Genomic DNA, 18,734 nt, shown 5'->3' with positions numbered 1-18,734 from the left:
GCGGGCGATCTTTGCGTTCGGGCTAGTGCCCGGTCTCGGTCGGGTGCTCGATGAGCTTCGCGTCCGAGGTGATGCCGACCCCGTGCAGGACCGGCGTCCGGCCGCTGCCGCCGGTCAGCTCGACCCGGTACTGGGCGTACCGCGAGCTGCCCGTGACCTTGCCGTTCTGGCCCACGGCCGTCCAGGCCGACCAGCTGCCGTCCGGCGTCGAGGTGCTGCCGGTGCGGACGTAGATCCGCACACCGGCACCGGAGGGCACCGCCGCCTGGTAGGACATCCGGTCCCAGGTGACCATCTGACCCGCGTCCAGCACCCGGGAGACCAGGCTGCCGGAGTTGGCGCCGGAGGCGAGCCGGACACCGTCCGCCGCGACCGTCGTGTGGCTGGCCGTGCCGGTGCGGAGGCCCGCCACGGTGTAGTCGGCCACGCCCAGTGCCGAGGTGACGAACTTCGCCGGCGCCTTGTCGAGCGACGGCCACATCGTCACGTTGCCGGACGGGTCGACGGAGCGGAGCCGGTAGTAGTACGTCTTCCGCGGCTCGAGCCCGGTGACCACGGCGGTGTGCTGCTTGCCGCTGAGGTCGGCCGGCCAGTTGGCGAGAGCGCCGGGCTTCACGCCGACCTGGAGGGTCGCCGCCGCCGACTCGTTGGTCGTCCAGGTGACCGCCGTCGTGCCGTCCGGACGGGACAGCGCGGTGACCGCCGAGGTGCTGGGCGCCTTCTTGTCGGTCGCCGCCGTGGTCAGCTGGTGCAGCGGCGAGACGGTCGTCTTGCCGTCCGCCGAGGTGACCCGCACCCGGTACCAGTAGGTGGTGCCGGGCTTGAGGCCGCTGATGCGGACCGTCCGCTTCGTGGCCTGCGTGCCGTCGACGACCTTGGCGGAGAGCGTCGACGCGGCCGTGCCGTACTCGACGGTGGTCCGGCTCGCGGTGGTGCCGGTGAGCGCGACGTCAGCGGTGGTGGTGGCCGCCGCCTGCACGGTGGCGGTCACCGCCGGGGCGGCGGCCGAGGCGGCCCCGTACCCGGCCACGTACGCGCCGGGCGCGGCCGTGAACATCGCGTACTCGACGCCCTTGATGGTCGTCTTCGTGAACGGGACGGCCGTGCCGCCCCGGGTCAGCGTGCTCAAGGTGCGGCCGCTGGGCCCGGCCGTCGGCACCATGCCGGTGAGGCCGTTGGCGCCGGCGCCCACGTTCACGGTGAACGACAGGTTGTTGCCCGCCCACGCGATGCCCGAGTACGACGAGGCGTTGCGCCCGTCGAGCCAGGTAAGCATCTGCTTGGCGCTGACCAGCGGCACGCCGCGGGCCAGGGCCGAGGCGAGCACCTGGTCGCTGTCGAACGTCGTCGCCGCGTCGGTGTGCATGTTGACGGTGAAGGCGCCGTAGTAGCCCAGCGATCCGAGCGCGTTGTCCAGCAGCGTGTTCACGGTGAACGGATAGCTCTGGTCGGACTCGTCGGTCATCTGGGTGGCGGCCTGGTAGACGTCGATGAGCCCGCCGGTCTTGGCGGAGAAGCGCATCGGCATGCCGGAGCCGGTCATGAAGCCCGGCCGGTCGGCGACCCAGGTGCCGGGCCAGTAGTAGTAGTTGGTGTCGAGGCGGATGCCGTTGGCGCCCTCGGTGGAGGCCTCGCTCGACCAGTCCGACCACACGATGCAGTGCGTGCGGTTGGTCACCGGACCGGCGATGGACGTGTACTTGCTGTGCCACGCCGCGAGCTGGCTGGTGACGATGTCGGTCAGCGAGCTCGGCGTCCAGTCGGAGCAGTTGGTGTTGACGTGCAGCGCGACCTCGAAGCCCTTCGCCTGGTAGCTCGCCGCCTGCGCGTTGCTCAGCGGCGTGTCCGGGAAGACGTACGAGGTGAACCGCGCGCACTGCCAGTCGTCCACCACGCAGTTCGCCGGGCTGTTCGCCGTGAACTGGTCGAACCGGCCCGAGGTGCCGCCGGTGGCGTGATCGTCACCGGTGGCCACGACGACCGCCTTGAGGCTGCGCGGGAAGTACCAGAACTTCGGCAGCGGCTTCTTGTCGAGGTTCATCGCGCCGATCAGGTTGGCCAGCAGCCGCTGCTGCTCGTCCGCCTGCGGGATCGCGGCCTTGGACAGGTTGACCCAGTCGGTGGCGGAACTGCCACCGAAGTACATGTCGTCGGACCGCTTCGGCGTCTGGCCGTCGCGCTCCTGCCCGTCCCACGCCGGGTTGCCCTGACGCTGGTAGACCAGCGACTGCGGCAGGTCGTAGCTGAACGCCGCGGCCTGGCCACCGGCCGTTCCGACACTCACCAGCGACACCGCGGGACTGGTCGTCGAGGTGGTCGCGTTGGAGTACAGCGACGCGACCGCCCTGGCGCCGTTCAGCGTGTACCGGTCGGCGGTGCCGTGGTACTGGATCGTCTGGTCGGTGATGCCGGCGCCGGGCGACGCCGTCGTGTCGACCTTGAGGTAGCCCTCGGCCAGCGTGCTGGTCGAGGAGGTCAGCCCGAGCAGGCCGGCCAGCTGCTTGTCCGGACGGAACGCGATCAGGTTGCCGCCGCCGGTGACCCAGGTGGTGAACATGCTCACCTGTGCCGCGGTGAGCGACGTCTGGCCCAGCAGCACGACGTCGTACTGGCTCAGCGTGGTCGCGGTGACCGTCGACAGGTCGGCGGTGGCGAACTCGTTGAGGCCCTCGGTGCGCATCACCTCGGCGAGGAACGGGGTGAACCCGCTCGCGCCGGACGCCGTCGACTTGATCACCAGCGCCGGTCCGCCGGGGCCCTGGTCGGCCGGCGGCGGTGGCGCCGCCGCGGTGGTGAACGACCAGGTGACCGGCGACATCGTGTTGCCCGCCGAGTCCTTGGCGCCGCTCACGGTCGCGGTGTAGGAGGCCGAGTTCGCCAGGGCCGCGTTCGGCGTGAAGGTCGCCGTGAGGCTGGCCGTGTTGTACGCGGTGGTCCCGGCGACGGCGCCCGAGGGACCGGTCAGCGACATCACCACGGTGGACGCGGTCACCGGCTCGCTGAACGTGGCCGCGACCGCGGTCGACGTGGCGATGCCGGAGGCGCCCGCGGACGGGGCCTTCGACGTCACGGTCGGCGCGACGGAGTCGTTGGCCGTGGTGTCGAAGACGACGTCGACCCAGTAGTTGGTCGACTGGTAGGTGTTCGACGGGAAGCTGCTGGCGCCGTACTGGTAGACGCCGTTACCGCCGTCGGTCCCGTTGGCCAGCGCCGTCAGCGGACCGCGGGTCACCGCCGAGGCGAGGCCGTTCGCGGTGGCCGAGTAGAAGCCGGCGTCGGTGTGGTACGAGGCCACGTACGTGGTGTTCGCCGCGACCGCGACCGGGTTCGGCAGCGTGGCGGTCTGCCATCCGGTGCTGCTCTCGCCGCTGAACGTCACGGTGCCCAGGCGGGTGCCGGTGTTCGACCAGAGCGAGCCGGTGTGCGTGCCGGTGTTTCCGGTGCCCTTGTAGAACTTGACGCCGGTGATGTAGCCGGCCTGCGTGGTGCGGAACCGGACGCCGACCTCGACCGAGGAGTTGTCGGCGACCGCCGGTGTCGCCGGCGTGGCGGTCGATGCCCAGATCGTGCACGGGCATCCGGACCCGGACACGGCGCCGGTCGTGAACGACCAGGAGAACGGGGCCATCGTGTTCCCCGCCGCGTCCTTGGCTCCGCTGACCGTGGCCGTGTAGGCCGTCGACGCCGTGAGCGCGGCCGACGGGGTGAAGGTCAGCGTGCGGGTGCCGGCGTCGTACGCGGTGAGGCCGGTAACCGTCGTGCTGCCCGCCTTGACGGCGATCGCCGCCGTGCCGGACTGCAGGGCCTCGTTGAACGTGGCGCTGACCGTCGACGCGACCGAGACGCCGGTGGCGCCGGACGCCGGGGTCGTGGCGCTGACTGTCGGCGGCGTCGTGTCGGTGGAGGTCGAGTTGAACACCACGTCGACCCAGTAGTTCGCCGAGCGGTAGGTGCTGCTCGGGAAGCCGCCGCCGGCGCCGTAGCGGTAGACGCCGTTCGAGCCGTCGACGCCTTCCCGCAGCGCGTGCAGCGGCGCGTTGTCGACGCCCGCCGAGGCGAAGAAGTCGTCGTCGCCGGCGTACCGGCCGACCGGCGCGTAGTAGGAAGCGACGTACGTGGTGTTCGCCGAGATCGCGACCGGCGACGCGAACGTCGCCGTCTGCCAGCCGGTCGCGGTCTCGCCGGTGAACGTCACGGTGCCCAGGTTCGCGCCGGCGGCGCTCCACAGGTGGCCCACGTGGGTGCCGGAGTTACCGGTCCCCTTGTAGAACCGCACGCCGGTGACGAAGCCGTCGGTGTCCGAACGGAACTTCACGCCGACCTCGACCGCCGAGGCGTCGGAGTCGGCCGGGGTGGCCGGCACCGCCGTGGCGGGCCAGATGGAACAGGGGCAGGTGGCGGCCGCCGACGCTGCCTGTGGAGCGGCAAGCAGGGCGGCCACCAGTGCCAGACACATCACGACCAACGGCGGAACCCGCCGCGATCGTTTTTCCGTTCGGAACAACTTCGCACTCTCCTCAGGCGGCCGGCGTGAACACGACGTCGACCCAGTAGTTGCTGGACTCCCAGGTGTCGGTGGGGAAGCCACCGCCGGAGCCGTATCGGTAGACGCCGTTGGCGCCATCCGTGCCATTGGCCAGGGCGTGCAACGGGCCGTTGTCGACGCCGCCCGCCGCGAAATAGTTGTTGTCGGCGGCATACCGGCCGACCGGGGCGTAGTAGGACACGACGTACGTGGTGCCGGCGCTGACCGTGATCGGCGTGGCGAACGTGGCGGTCTGCCAGCCGGTCGCCGACTCACCGCTGAAGTTCACGGTGCCGAGGAGGGTGCCGGTGGAGCTCCACAGGTGCCCGACGTGGGTGCCGGTGTTGCCGCTGCCCTTGTAGAACCGGACGCCGCTGACCGTTCCGGCCGCGTCGGCCCGGAACTTCATGCCCAGTTCGACCGCGGAGGTGTCGGAATCGGCCGGAGTGCCCGGCGTCACCGTGGACGCCCAGACCGAGTACGAGGTTCCGGTCGGCGGCGTGGTGACCGCCGCGGTGGTGAACGACCAGGACGTCGCGGTCATCGTGTTGCCGGCGAGGTCCTTCGCCCCGCTGACGGTGACCGTGTACGTGGTGTTCGCCGCCAGCGCCGCGGTGGGCGTGAACGTCGCCTTGGCCGCCGCCGAGTCGTAGGCCACGTTGCCCGCGACCGTGGTGCCGGCCGCGTTCTTGACGGTCATCGCGACCGTCGCGCTCTGCACCGGCTCGCTGAACGTGGCCGTGGCCGTGGTGCTCGTGGCCACCCCGGTGGCGCCGGAGGCCGGCGTCCGGGCGCTGACGGTCGGCGCGGTGGTGTCCGGAGCGCTGCCGCCCGGGCTGAAGAGCACGTCGACCCAGTAGTTCGCCGACTCCCACGACTCGGTCGGGAAACCGGTCCCGTACCGGTAGAGGCCGTTGGTGCCGTCGGCGCCGTCCTTCAGCGCGTGCAGCGGCGCGTTGTCGACGCCCTGGGTCGTGAAGTAGTTCGTGTCGCCGGCGTAGTGCCCGTTCGGCGCGTAGTACGACACGACGTAGGTCGTGTTGGCGGCCAGCGTGACCGGCGTCGACAGGTTCGCCTGCTGCCAGCCGCTGGACGACTCACCGGAGAACGTCACGCTGGCCAGCTGCGTGCCGGTGCCCGACCACAGGTGCCCGACGTGGGTGCCGGTGTTGGTGCTGCTCTTGTAGTACCGGATCGCGGTGACCTGGCCGGCGACGTCGGTGCGGAACCGGATGCCGACCTCGGTGCCGGTGCCGTCCGGGTCGGCGGCGACCGCGGGGGTGGCGCCGGAGCCCCAGATGCTGCACGGGCAGGTGCGCACGCCGACCGTCACGGCCACCGTCTTGTCGGCGCCGACGTTGCCGCTGTCGTCGGTGGCACGGACGCGGATCGTGGTGGCCCCGGTGTTGCCGGGCGTCCAGGTGTAGGTCCAGGTGCCGCGCCCGGTCGCCGGGTGCCAGGTGGCGCCGTTGTCGGTGGACACCTCGACCCCGCCGACGACGCCGCCGCCGGTGTCGGTCGCGGTGCCGGAGATGGCGGTCTGCGACCCGGTCTGCACGGTCGCGCCGGCGGCCGGCGCGGTGATCGTCGCGGTCGGGCCGACCGTGTCGGTGGAGGCGGTGGCGGCGGTCAGGCCCGACTGCAGGGTGGCCGGCTGCACGCCCATGTCGGCGAACAGGTTCACGGTCGCCTGCTTCATCGGCGTGCTGGCCGCGCCGGATCCGCGGTCGTGTGTGCTGTCCAGGCCCCAGGACCACTGCACGGTGCCGGCGCCGAAGACCAGCGCGCCGCTCGCCGCGCGGTACAGCGTCAGGTTGTGGGTGGCGCTCCCCGAGGAGTTGTAGGTGCTGCCGTAGTCGATCAGCGTCTCGACACCGCTCGCGAAGGTCGAGGACATCCGGATCAGGCCGCGGGGCCGGGCGCCGTTGTCGGCGTCCTCGTCCCACTCGTAGCCGACGACCCCGGAGCCGAGGGTGGCGGTCGCGCCGGCGGCCTGGGTCGCGACCGTGGTGTTCCGCCAGAACCGCATCTTGCCGTCGGCGGCGGGCACCTGGAGGCTCACCGTGCCCGAGTTGACCTTGAAGATCGTGCCGGTCAGCCCGTTCTCGGGGCGGTTGCCGTCGGCCGGCGGGCTGAACCGCGGGTCACGCCAGCTGCCCGTCCACGTCGCGGTCGGGTCGATCTTGTCGTTGGCGTGGGTCTCCTTGTAGCAGACCATGGTCCGGTACGCGGTGTTCGAGCCGTCGGTCGAGTTCTCCCAGCGGGTCTTCCAGAACACCTCGTTGCCGCTGAAGAAGGCCAGGCTGACGCCCGCGTCGCGGGCCGCCTCGACGTTCGCACGCTGCTGGCCGGACCAGTACTCGTCATGGCCGACCGACAGGAACGCCTTGTGGTTCTTCAGCAGCGCGCCGCTGCGATCGGCGTCGACGCCGGCGATGTAGCTGAGGTCGTAGCCGTTCGCCTCGAGCCACCGCACCATCGGGTACTCGGCGTTCATGACGTAGTCCTCGGCGCCGCTGCCCCGGGTCGTGATCGGCCGGTTGTAGCTGATCTTGTAGGCGCGCCCGACCGGCGAGCCGACGTAGAGGCTGTTCCCGCCGTACTGGTTGTACGCCTGCCAGGTCGAGTCCGAGGTCTGGAAGACCATGTTCGCGTGGCTCGAGTCGTCCCGGACGACGAACGGGATGTGGCTCGCGCCGGACGTGCCGTCGGTGCGGACGAGCCGGGCGAAGTAGATGCCGGACACGGCGGTCGACGGCACCGCCCACGAGGCCGACACCGTCCAGTTGCCACAGTCGATCAGGCCGGTGCTGGCCTGGCTCAGGCACTCCGGCTGGTCCCGGTTGCTGGTCGGATTGACCGTACCGATGAGCCGTGCGCCCTTTCCGCCGTAGTAACCCATGCGGTAGAGGTCGACCCGGTACGACCCGGCGGTGGAGTCAATCTTGAAATTGACCGTCTCGCCCACGTTGACGCTGATCTGCGTGGCGAAGCCCTGAAGTGCCCCGCTACCGGCGCCGGAGACGTCCCACGTGCTCTGCGCCGTGCCCGCCTTCGAGTTCTCGCAGACGATCGGGTTGACGACCGGCGCGCACGGGTCGGCGGCCGACGCCGGGGAGGCCGCGGGCACGACGAGCCCGACGGCGGCAACGAGACTCAGCACCGCCAGCGAGCGCCAGCGGTGAGTCTTGGAAATACGCACGGGAACAACCTCCCCGCCGCACACGCCCCGCGCGGTACGGCTGTTGGTGAAAGGTCGGGACGGCTGCCCGGCCCGCGATGCTGTCGACGCGAGTGGGGTGCGGCTGACGCCCGCACCTGAGCAGATCATGTGAACTAACCGTGGGCAGTATCTGTCTGCCACCCGACACCGTCGACAGGGGTGGGCGAAGTGCGAAACTAATCAGCCCTGACGGTGGAACTGATCTTGGCCCGCCCGGGTTCCGGACTGCGCCGATCAGTGGATGTGCTTGTCCGTTCGGCCATCCCGCGGCAGGTCGCCCGCCCCATGCCCGCCGGTTTGCGACACACGCCTCGGCCGTCCGGCCGTACCGGCGCAGCCGTGTGGACGGCAGGATGATTTCCGTCCGCAAGACCAGTGGGGGGAACACTTTGGACAGCACGTCCGAGACCGTGGCGATCGTCGTCGTCACCTACAACAGCGAGCGCCTGTTGCCGGACCTCATCGCGTCGCTCGGCCCCGGACTCGAGGGCGTCGCCTGGCACCTCACGGTCGCCGACAACGCCTCGGCCGACGACTCGGTCGGCGCCGTGCGCCGGCTGGCGCCGGACGCCACCGTCGTGGAGATGGGCCGCAATGCCGGATATGCCGCGGGAATCAACGCGGCCGTGTCCAAATCGGGCCCGTTCACGGCGGTCCTGGTGCTCAATCCGGACGTCCGGCTGACGCCGGGGTGTATCCGCACGCTGCTGGGGGTTCTGCGCAAAGAGGGCACCGGCATCGCGGTGCCGTTGCTGGTGGACGGCGACGGCGAGCTCATCCACACGATGCGCCGCGACCCGTCCGTGCTGCGCGTGCTCGGCGACGCGGCGATGGGCGCGGTGCGGGCCGGGCGTCACCCCGCGCTGGGCGAGATGGTCACCGACGAGCGGCGGTACGCGGCGGAGACCGTCACCGACTGGGCCGAGGGCTCGACGGTGCTGATCAGCGCCGAGTGCTGGGACCGGGTGGCGCCCTGGGACGAGTCGTTCTTCCTTTACTCGGAGGAGACGGATTTCGCGTTGCGTGCCCGCGATGCGGGACTCGTGACGAGATTCACGCCGGCCGCGCGGGCGGTGCACCTGGAGGGCGACTCGAGGGTCTCTCCCGGACTCTGGGCGCTGCTGACGATGAACAAGGTGCGCCTCTACGGCCGCCGGCACAACCGGGTGGCCGCCGCGGCCTTCTGGGCGGCGCTGCTGCTGCGTGAGGGGAGCCGGGCGGCACTGGGCAAGGCCCCGAGCAAGCGGGCGGCCAGGGCGCTGCTGAGCCCGTCGGCGATGCGGGAGACCCCCGGCCCGCACACGGTCCACGGCCGGGCGTGACGCCCGCCGGACAAGCGAAAGGCGCCCTCCCCGCCAGGAGGGCGCCTTTTCTCGCTGAGAGACCGGCTAGCGCAGGCGCTTCACGACGCCGACCGCTTCCAGCTTCATCCGCTTCAGCGCGCCCGGGCCGTTCAGAGCCTCGGCGCGCAGCCCTTCCACGGTGTCGTCGCGGCGCAGGCTGTAGCGCGGCTGGAGCCAGGAGCCGGCGCGGGCCGGCCGGCGGTCGCTGGTGTAGACCCGCGTGTAGCCCAGCCGCCGCATGTGGCCGATGAGCTCGCGGTCGTAGCGGCCGAGCGGGCAGGCGGCGGTGCCGACCGGAACGCCGGCCGCCTCGGCCACCCGCTCGCGGGCGGTGACCAGCTCGGCCTGGCGGGTGTCCGGGTCCATGCCCCGCCACGGCCGGTGCCACATGCCGTGGGTGCCGATGGTCATGCCGTTCTCGTGCAGCTGCCGGACGGCCTTCTCGTCCAGGCTGCCGGTGCTCTCCAGGCGCGAGGCGAGCACGAAGAAGTCGGCGGTGAGACCGCGCTCCAGCAGCGCGGGCAGGCCGATCTCGACGTCGGAGGTGTTGCCGTCGTCGAAGCTGATCCGGACCTCGGGCCAGGTGCGGACCTCGTCGAGCACCGCGTGGAACAGCTGCTCGCTGATCCAGTACCGGTCCTCGCCCGGCTCCATCTCGCGCTGCGGCGTGCCGATGCCGTGGAACAAAATGTTGATCATGGTTACCGTCCCACTACTTCTTCCTCGGTACGCGAGGACTCGTCCCGTCCCCATGCGGCGCCGCCGTCGCCGGCCCGTTTGGCGGCGACTCCCGCCCACACCGTGATGCCGACGTAGCAGGCGGCCGCCGGAGCGAGCCACGGCTTCGGCAGCACCACGTCCTTGAGCCAGGACATCCGCGCTGCCGACCGTACCGGAGCCGTGACCTCGCCGGTGGCGGACGCGGCCCGCATCGCGGCGTTGCCACCCCGGACCCGCACCAGGCGTCGCACGAGGTCACCGGTGCGCCGGGGTGTGGCCACCCGGGCGGAATACGACGTCACGTGCCGTTTCTCCGCCGGCGCGTACTGCGAGTCGAGGAACAGGTCGTCGGCCACCAGCTCGGGGAACCGGTCGAAACGGGCGCGGCCGGCCTCGGAGAGCGCCACCACGCCGCGGCCGAACAGGCCGTCGCGGAAGACCGGCAGCCGGCCGTGGACGGCGAAGTACGCCTTCACCAGCACCGGGCGGCCGCTCAGGTCCAGCTGCCGGCCGACCGTCGCGGCGAGCGCCCCCTCGTCCAGGACGGCGACCAGCGAGCGTACGGCCGCCGTGGTCAGCACGATGTCGGCGTCCAGGTAGATCCGCGGGAAGCCCTCGGCGACCGCGTCGCCCTCGTTGAGGGCGTTGGCCTTGCCCGGCTGGGCGAGATCCAGCACGCGTACGCCGGACCGCGTCCCGGCGACGGCAGCGGTGTCGTCGGTGCAGCCGTTGGCCACCACCGTGATGTCGAACTCCCCCGGCTTCGCGTCGGCGAGCAGGGCGTCGAGGCAGCGGCCGATGACCGCGGCCTCGTTGTGCGCCGCGATGACGATGCTGGTCATCACTGCTCCGCGGGCGTGGTCGACTCGGCGGCCGGCGCCGTCCGCTGGCGCGGGATGACCGGCGTGGTGGACGTGGCCGGCGTGCCGCCGCCGGTGCGGCGCAGGCGCTTGGCCAGCAGGCGCTCGAAGACCGCGGCGTACTTGCCGGCCTGGTGCTCCCACGACAGCAGCCCCAGGAACCGCTCGCGCCCCAGCTTGCGCATCTGGCGGCGGCGGTCGGGGTCGTCCAGCAGCCCGTCGATGGCCTCGGCGAACTCGGCCGGGGTGCCGTTGGCGACGTACGCGCCGGCGTCGCCGAGCGTCGCGCGGGTCTCGATCAGGTCGGCCGCCACGACCGGGACGCCCCGGCCCACGTACTCGACCGTCTTGGCCATCGTCGAGAGCTGGTTCATCCGGGTCGGCAGGTCGGGCTGGATGGCCACGGTCGCCTCCTGGAGCAGCGCGTCGACCGCCGGCCCGTCGAGCCAGCCGGTGAACTCCACGACGTCGTCGAGGCCCTTCTCGGCCGCGAGCTTCCTGAGCGCGGGCATGCTCTCGCCGTCCCCGGCCAGCACCATCTTCCAGCCGGTGCGGCCCCGGCGGCGGGTCAGCTCGTCGGCGGCCAGCACGGCGCCCTCGACGTTGTCCTGCGGCCCGAAGACGCCGAGATAGACGACCTTCAGGATGCCGTCGGCCGGTTCATCACTGTCCGTGTTGTCGACCGTCTTGATTTCGGTGACCGACGGACCGTTGCGGACGACGGTCACCTTGTCCGGGTTCACGCCGCGCCGCACGTCGTTGTCCTTGAACGATTCGTTCGTGGCAATGACCTCGGTCGCGGTACGCAGCGTCAACCACTCGAACGCGGAGAGTACGCGCTGGACCCATTTGTTGGGGGTGCCCACTCGCGATGCGTAAACCTCCGGGCACAGATCGTGGTGGTCGAAAACCCACGGCCGCCCGAGAGCCCGCAGCAGCAGCGCCAGCGGCCAATAGACGTCCGGCGGATTACACACCTGAACGGCGTGGGAACGGCCGGCGAAAACCTCGCCCACCAGCCGCGTGCCGATACAGAGAAATGACCAGCCGAATTCGACCGCGAACGACAGCACCCCGCCGCCGGCCACCGGCACGGGGTAGGGCTTCAGCCGGGCGTTGCGGCTGCCGGGCAACGTGCGCAGGCTCTTGTCGCCGCGCGGCGCGATGATCGTGACGTCGAAGCCCCGCTCCTCCAGCGTCAGGCACTCGCGGATCACGCGGCGGTCCCGTTCGGCCGGCAGGTTGGCAATGAGAATGGTCACGTGCGGATTCTTGGGCACCGTCTCGTCCCCCTGGTCGGTGTCGAACTCGAGGCGAAACCTTTCCCGATACGCGGAGCGCACAGCAATTGGCTGTCCGGGCCAGACATTGTCAACCGTTCCGCAAAGCGCGGACCTTGTACGGAATTGTTAATATTGCCCGATTTGAGAACTTCTCATGATCCGTTAAGAATGTCCGTAATTGACCGTAGGACATTGACATGCTTTGCTCGATATCACGCTTTCTTGTCGGGAATCGGCCCACCGTGAAGGAGCTTGTCGGGTTGGTGACACCCGCCAAGGCGGCAGCGGGTACCGTCCGGCAGGCTGGTTGCCAAGCGCCCGAAAGGCGATGGAAACTGAGCTTGCCGTAGCCGTGTCAACCAGTGCCATCTCGCACGGGGAGTAATGATGGGCCGCCGCCACGGCCTGTCGACGAGAGGGAAATTCGTGGATCTCTGGGACCTCACCAGGCTGCTTCTGCGCCGGTGGTACTTCGCCGTGCCGATGCTGGTGATCTCGGTAGCGGTGGTGATCATGGCTGCGAAGACGGTGTCACCCGACTACAAGTCGACCGGCTACATGCAGCTCATCCCCGCGCAAAGCACGGGCAAGGTCCCTGATCCGAAGGCCAAGCCCCGACCGACCAACCCATGGCTCGACCTCGGGTATGCCGCGCTCGGCAACGCCGCGGTGCTGAGCGTCACCGACCAGCCGAGCCTCGACAAGCTCAAGGCCGAGGGGTACTCGGACAGCGTCGTCATCACGCTGAACCAGCAGACGCCGCTCCTCGAGATCGAGGTCGTCGGGAACAGCAAGGCGCAGGCGGCGTCCACCGTGAAGGAAGTCATCCGGCTCCTCCAGGCCGACGTCGTCGCCAAGCAGAAGCAGTACGGCGCGCAGTCCGAGGACACCATCTCCACGCTGGTGATCAACGACGGCGGCACCCCCGAGCAGGACAGCGGCAAGGTGAAGCGCATCCTCGTCGTGGCCGCCGGCCTCGGTGTGCTGCTGACCACGGCCGCGACCATCGCGCTCGACTACTGGCTGCGCCGCCGGGCGCGCCGCAAGGACGGCGACAGCGAGCTGGACAACGCCGGCCTGGTGTCCGAGTCGGCGCCGGTCGCCCGGACGTCGGGATCGGGGATCCCGGCCACGAACCTGCTCGACTCGGCCGAGAAGACGCGAGTCATCCGTCCGCAACCGCCCGCGCGGCCCAAGGGCAACGTCTACACGGACGAGCGCCGGAACGGGGACGGCCGGGCTCGCGTGGCCGCTCGCCCGGCGAACGGAGCGGCCCCGGCGAACGGGACCAACGGCACGAACGGCACGAACGGCTCCTCGAACGCGACGCAGGCCCAGGACGCGCCGGTGGACGCCACCATCGTCCTGCCCACGCCGTACTCGCCGAGGCGTTCCCCGGACACCCGCCGATCGCAAGAGAAGAGGCCATGACCTCGTCGACGGTGCATCCGGTCGATCTCGAGCCGTCGCTGATCGCCCCTCGCACCTACACGTCGCGTCGCCTACAGGTGAGGCTCGACGTAGCGACCGTCATCTGCCTGCTCGTCTGCTTGCTGTTCATGTTCCCGTCCGCGCTCATCGTGCCGGGGCTGACGTTCGCCGGCCGGCCCGCTCTTCTTCTCGCGCTCGGGTTGTTCGCCTGGTGGCTCATCGCGCGGCTGAGCCCGTCGCTCTTCATGGTCGGTCCTCAGCCGTTGCGCTGGGCGAGCCTGTTCTACCTGGTGTCGATGCTTCTGTCGTACATCGCCGGCCTGTTGCGGGGCCTGCCGACCCTGGAGGCGAACCGGCAGAACTTCACTCTGCTGATCACCTTCGAGTTCATCGGCCTGGTCCTGATGGCGGCCGACGGCATCGCCAACTGGGACCGCCTCCGCCGAGTTCTGCAGGTGCTCGTCTGGGCCGGCGCCTTCATGGCCGTCGTCGGGCTGATCCAGTCGCTCTTCAAGTACGACATCGCGCAGAAGCTGATCCTGCCCGGCCTCGAGGTCAAGACCGACCTGGCCGACTTCCAGAAGCGTGGTGACGGCGGACTGTTCCGGGTGGCCGGCACGGCCAGCCACTACATCGAGTTCAGCACCGTGCTGGCGATGCTCGTGCCGTACGGACTGCATTTCGCCCGGTTCGCGACCACCAGGCGCGGCCGCCGCACCTTCACCGTTCTCACCCTGCTGATCGCGATGGCGGTGCCGGTCGCCATCTCGCGGACCGGCGTGCTGGCGATCGCGCTGGCCATGCTGGTCATGTTCATCGCGGCCTGGAACTGGCGCATCCGCTACAACATGCTGCTGATCAGCATCGCCGTGCTCGGCGCCATCACCATCCTGCGGCCCGGCCTGCTCGGCACCCTCAAGTCGATGTTCCTGCTCGCCGACGAGGATCCCAGCATCAGCGGGCGCACGGACGACTACACGATGGTGGGGCACTGGTTCTCGCAGCGGCCGTGGCTCGGCCGCGGCCCCGGAACCCTGATTCCCGACCTCTACATCATTCTCGACAACCAATGGCTCTTGACGCTGGTGACCTGCGGGATCATCGGAGTGCTCGCGCTGGCGGCCCTGCACATCACGTGCATCACGCAGTCCGTGGTCGCGCTGCGCCGGTCCACCACCGAGGAGGACCGCCACCTGTGTGCCGCGCTGCTCTCCACCCAGGTGGTCGCGATCATCGTCGGCGCCACGTTCGACTCGTTCAACTTCACGACGTTCGCCTTCACCCTGGCCCTCACCTCGGGGCTCTCCGGTGCGGTCTGGCGGTTCACGCATCCGGCACGAGTGGTTCGCACGTCCACGGTCAAGCGGCTGTTCGAATGACATCGGGGCCGAGATCGCCCGCGGGAAGCCGGGCCGAAATCCGACTTTGTCCATTGTTGACTATCTCGTGCGGCGGCTATCGAGCACGGTTGGCCGAACGGCTGAGTTCGGGCCGCTGACCGTCGTTTCATTCCGGGTCGATGTGGCTTGCGGCGAGATCATGATCGGCACTACGGTCGGGCCGATATTTAAGGATGCCATAACTTTTCGTCCTGATCTCGTGCGGCCTGGGGAGAAACTGCGTTGAGGTTCTTGGAAGCGCTGAGGCGGGTTCCCGTCCCGCAGACACTGCATCGCCGCTGGCGGCCGCTGGTCGCGGGCGGCGCCTCGGTGACCCTGTTGGTCGCCGGTGGCATCGTGGCGACGCCGGTGCTGGCCGCCACCGATCCCTGCGCCGCGCCGGTCAACGCGATCGCCTGTGAGAACAGCAAGCCCGGCACGCCCGCCGACGAGTGGGACGACGTCTGGGGCGCCGGCGACGACTCCATCCAGGGCTATACGACCGACATCAGCGTCAACGCCGGTCAGACCGTGAGCTTCAAAATCAAGGCCGCATCCGCGTATCAGATCGACATTTATCGACTTGGTTACTACGGCGGCGATGGCGCCCGGAAGTTGGACACGCTTAATCCGCCGCTGGGCGCCGCCCAGCCGGACTGTGTGACCAATCCCTCGACGGAGATTTACGACTGCGGAAACTGGTCGATCTCGGCGACGTGGGCAGTTCCGGCCGACGCGGTTTCCGGCGTCTTCCTCGCCAAGCTCTCGCGCAAGGACACGCACGCCACGAGCCAGATCCCGTTCGTCGTGCGCAACGACAGCAGCACCTCGAAGCTGTTGTTCAAGACGTCCGACGCGACCTGGCAGGCCTACAACACGTACGGCGGCTCGAACTTCTACAACGGCGGCCCGCTCGGCCGGGCCCTGAAGGTCAGCTACAACCGGCCGTTCGAGACCCGCAACGTCGGCAACGGCCGCGACTACCTGTTCAGCAACGAGATCTCGATGATCCGGTTCCTCGAGCGCAACGGGTACGACGTCAGTTACACCACCGACATCGACTCCGACCGCCGCGGCCAGCTCATCCGCAACCACAAGACGTTCCTGTCGGTCGGCCACGACGAGTACTGGTCCGGCAACGAGCGCACCCAGGTCGAGGCGGCCCGCGACGCCGGCGTCAACCTCGCGTTCTTCAGCGGCAACGAGGTCTACTGGAAGACCCGCTGGGAGAACAGCCAGGACGGCGCCAACACCCCGTACCGGACGCTGGTCTGCTACAAGGAGACCTGGGCGGGCGCCAAGATCGACCCGTCGGCGGAGTGGACCGGCACCTGGCGCGACCCGCAGTTCAGCCCGCCGTCGAACGGCAACCGGCCGGAGAACGCGCTGACCGGCACCATGTACATGTCGAACAACACCGACCTCGCCATCAAGGTGCCGGCCGACCAGGGCAAGAACCGCTTCTGGCGCAACACCTCGGTGGCGCAGCTGGCCGACGGCGACACCGCCACGCTGGCCCCGCACACGGTCGGCTACGAGTCGGACGAGGACCTGGACAACGGGTTCCGGCCCGCCGGGCTCATCCAGCTGTCCACCACCACCGGCCCGACGCCGGAGTACCTGCGCGACTTCGGTCTCGTGGTGACGCCGGGAACGACCACGCACCACATGACGCTCTACCGGGCGGCCAGCGGCGCGCTGGTCTTCGGCGCCGGCACCATCCAGTGGGCGTGGGGCCTCGACCAGAACCACGACGGCACCCAGTCCCCGGCCGACCCGGCGATGCAGCAGGCCACGATCAACCTGCTCGCGGACATGGGCGCGCAGCCGACCACGCTGATGAACGGCATGAGCGCGGCGTCCGCCTCCACCGACACGACCGCCCCGGACACCACCATCACGTCCCCCGCCGACGGCGCCAAGGTGACCAACGGCAACGAGGTGACGGTCAAGGGCACCGCCACCGACGCCGGCGGCCGCGTCGCCGGGGTCGAGGTCTCCACCGACGGCGGCGACACCTGGCACCCGGCGACCGGCACGTCGTCCTGGAGCTACACCTTCAACGCGAACGGCGCCGCGGCCCAGGTCATCAAGGTCCGGGCGGCCGACGACAGCGCGAACCTCGAGACCAGCCCGGCGAGCCTCACGCTCGACCTGAGCGGGCCGAGCTCGCTGTTCGGCAAGCGGGTGCCGAAGACGCCGTCGGCCGACGACGGCTCGGACGTGACCCTCGGCGTCAAGTTCACGCCGCAGACCGACGGCAGCATCACCGGTGTCCGGTTCTACAAGGGCTCCGGCAACACCGGAACCCACACCGGCGCCATCTGGTCGACCAGTGGCGACGAGCTGCGCAGCGGCACGTTCGTCGACGAGTCGGACAGCGGATGGCAGACGCTGAAGTTCTCCAGCCCGTTGTCGGTCGTGAAGAACAAGACGTACATCGCCTCGTACTTCGCGCCGAACGGCCACTACGCGGCGGATGACCGGTTCTTCAGCTCCCTGCCGTACAACGCGTTCCCGCTGACCGCCCCGCGCGGCACCCAGAGCGGCGCCAACGGCGTGTACCGGGTCCACTCGGGCTTCCCGGCCGAGGACTCCCCGACCGACGCGAACTACTACGTCGACGTGCTGTTCGTCGACTCGGACAACTCGGCGCCGTCGGTGCTCAGCGCCTCGCCGGACGCCGGCGAGACCGGCGTCGACCTCGACGCCAAGCCGTCGGTGCTGTTCAGCAAGACGGTGACCTCGTCCAGCGTGCAGTTCACGCTGAAGAACGCGAACGGCGTCACGATCCCCGGCGCCACGTCGTACGACGGCTCGTCGCGGACGGCCACGTTCGACCCGACGGGCGATCTGGCCGGCGGCGTGAAGTACACGGCGACGGTCACCGCCACGGACAGCCAGGGCCGCGCGATGGCCGACCCGTACACCTGGTCGTTCACCACGTCCGCGTACAGCAACATCGTGACGCTGCTCCCGGCGAACGGCCTGCCGCAGAACCCCTCCTCGGGTGACCCGGACTCGGTGAGCCTGGGCGTGAAGTTCGCGCCGACGGTCGGCGGCAAGATCGTCGGCATCCGCTACTACCAGGGCCAGGGCAACACCGGCACGCACACCGGCACGCTGTGGTCGGCGGGCGGCGACGAGCTGGCGACGGCCACGTTCGCGGTGGCCGGCAACATCGGCTGGCAGACCGTCTACTTCTCGCAGCCGGTCACGGTGACCGCCGGCACCACGTACGTCGCGTCGTACTGGGCGTCGAACGGCAACTACTCGTACAACAGCGGCTTCTTCAACCAGGCGTACGCCACCGACGACGGTTACCTGACCGCGCCGGCCGGCACCAACGGCGTGTACACCTACGGCGGCGACCTGTTCCCGACCCACAGCTACGGCTCGACCAGCTACTGGGTCGACCCGCTGTTCGTGCCGTCCGGCCCGCCGCCCTCGGCGCCCAGCCAGCCGGATCCCCCGGCCGGCGCCGCGACGATCCTCGGCAGCGCCAGCCCGGCGGTGTCCGCGTTCAGCGACGCCTCGGCGCTCGAGGTGGGCGTCAAGTTCCGGTCCAGCGTTCCCGGCACGGTCAAGGGCCTGCGGTTCTACAAGGGCACCGAGAACACCGGCACCCACACGGGCACGTTGTGGACGGCGGGCGGCCAGCAGAAGGCCACCGGCACGTTCATCGACGAGTCGGGCACCGGCTGGCAGACGCTGCTGTTCGACACCCCGGTCACGATCCAGGCGAACACCGACTACGTCGCGTCGTACCACACCAACACCGGCTACTACGCGGTCAACCTCAACCAGTTCGCGGACGGTCTGAGCAACGGTGCGCTGTCCGTGCAATCCGGCGGGGGCCTGTACCACTACGGCGGCTCGGCGTTCCCGGACGGGACGACGAACCACAACTTCTGGATCGACGTCTACTTCTTCCCGTCCGGAAGCTGATACCAACCCGGCCGCCGGCCCG

General features: G+C 69.9%; 9 protein-coding genes. 4 read left to right on the top strand and 5 right to left on the bottom strand.

The window, feature by feature from the left end; translation table 11 throughout:
- Nucleotides 1–22 precede the first annotated feature (22 nt).
- Complete coding sequence (locus tag ACZ6TB_RS11995; RefSeq protein WP_465553406.1) at nt 23–4,456, bottom strand: DUF4082 domain-containing protein; 4,434 nt, start codon at nt 4,454–4,456, stop codon at nt 23–25.
- 61 nt (nt 4,457–4,517) lie between these two features.
- On the bottom strand, nt 4,518–7,727 hold the full coding sequence (locus ACZ6TB_RS11990) for a N,N-dimethylformamidase beta subunit family domain-containing protein (RefSeq protein WP_465553404.1): 3,210 nt from the start codon (nt 7,725–7,727) through the stop codon (nt 4,518–4,520).
- A 374-nt stretch (nt 7,728–8,101) separates the two neighbouring features.
- Here ACZ6TB_RS11990 and ACZ6TB_RS11985 point away from each other — a divergent pair, with 374 nt between their 5' ends.
- Nucleotides 8,102–9,070 (top strand): glycosyltransferase, encoded by a 969-nt coding sequence (locus ACZ6TB_RS11985; RefSeq protein ID WP_465553402.1) that lies wholly within the window; start codon nt 8,102–8,104, stop codon nt 9,068–9,070.
- 66 nt (nt 9,071–9,136) lie between these two features.
- On the opposite strand, the gene ACZ6TB_RS11980 is transcribed toward ACZ6TB_RS11985, so the two are convergent.
- From ACZ6TB_RS11980 to ACZ6TB_RS11970, 3 genes are read right to left on the bottom strand one after another with little or no spacing between them, the layout of a single operon-like run.
- The gene (locus tag ACZ6TB_RS11980) at nt 9,137–9,790 is read right to left on the bottom strand and encodes a polysaccharide deacetylase family protein (protein ID WP_465553400.1); all 654 of its coding nucleotides are present in this window, start codon (nt 9,788–9,790) and stop codon (nt 9,137–9,139) included.
- Between the two features lie 2 nt (nt 9,791–9,792).
- Nucleotides 9,793–10,653 carry a glycosyltransferase family 2 protein gene (locus ACZ6TB_RS11975; RefSeq protein WP_465553398.1) on the bottom strand — a complete coding sequence of 287 codons (861 nt, stop codon included), beginning with the start codon at nt 10,651–10,653 and terminating at the stop codon, nt 9,793–9,795.
- Nucleotides 10,653–11,933: a glycosyltransferase family 4 protein gene (locus tag ACZ6TB_RS11970; protein WP_465553396.1), complete on the bottom strand. Its 1,281-nt coding sequence runs from the start codon at nt 11,931–11,933 to the stop codon at nt 10,653–10,655. Before ACZ6TB_RS11970 ends, ACZ6TB_RS11975 begins: the two co-directional genes overlap by 1 nt.
- A 447-nt stretch (nt 11,934–12,380) precedes the next feature.
- Between ACZ6TB_RS11970 and ACZ6TB_RS11965 the strand changes: the two genes are divergently transcribed.
- The 3 genes from ACZ6TB_RS11965 (at nt 12,381) to ACZ6TB_RS11955 (ending at nt 18,712) form a co-directional block, all read left to right on the top strand.
- Nucleotides 12,381–13,385, top strand: a complete 1,005-nt coding sequence (locus ACZ6TB_RS11965; protein WP_465553394.1) for a YveK family protein — start codon at nt 12,381–12,383, stop codon at nt 13,383–13,385.
- The gene (locus ACZ6TB_RS11960) at nt 13,382–14,764 is read left to right on the top strand and encodes an O-antigen ligase family protein (RefSeq protein WP_465553392.1); all 1,383 of its coding nucleotides are present in this window, start codon (nt 13,382–13,384) and stop codon (nt 14,762–14,764) included. Before ACZ6TB_RS11965 ends, ACZ6TB_RS11960 begins: the two co-directional genes overlap by 4 nt.
- A 252-nt stretch (nt 14,765–15,016) precedes the next feature.
- Complete coding sequence (locus tag ACZ6TB_RS11955; RefSeq protein ID WP_465553390.1) at nt 15,017–18,712, top strand: DUF4082 domain-containing protein; 3,696 nt, start codon at nt 15,017–15,019, stop codon at nt 18,710–18,712.
- Nucleotides 18,713–18,734: the final 22 nt, after the last annotated feature.

It is taken from the genome of Actinoplanes sp. NPDC051537 (assembly GCF_055586105.1).
The sequence above is the reverse complement of the archived record's forward strand: the minus strand, read 5'-3'. Positions and strand labels throughout refer to the sequence as shown.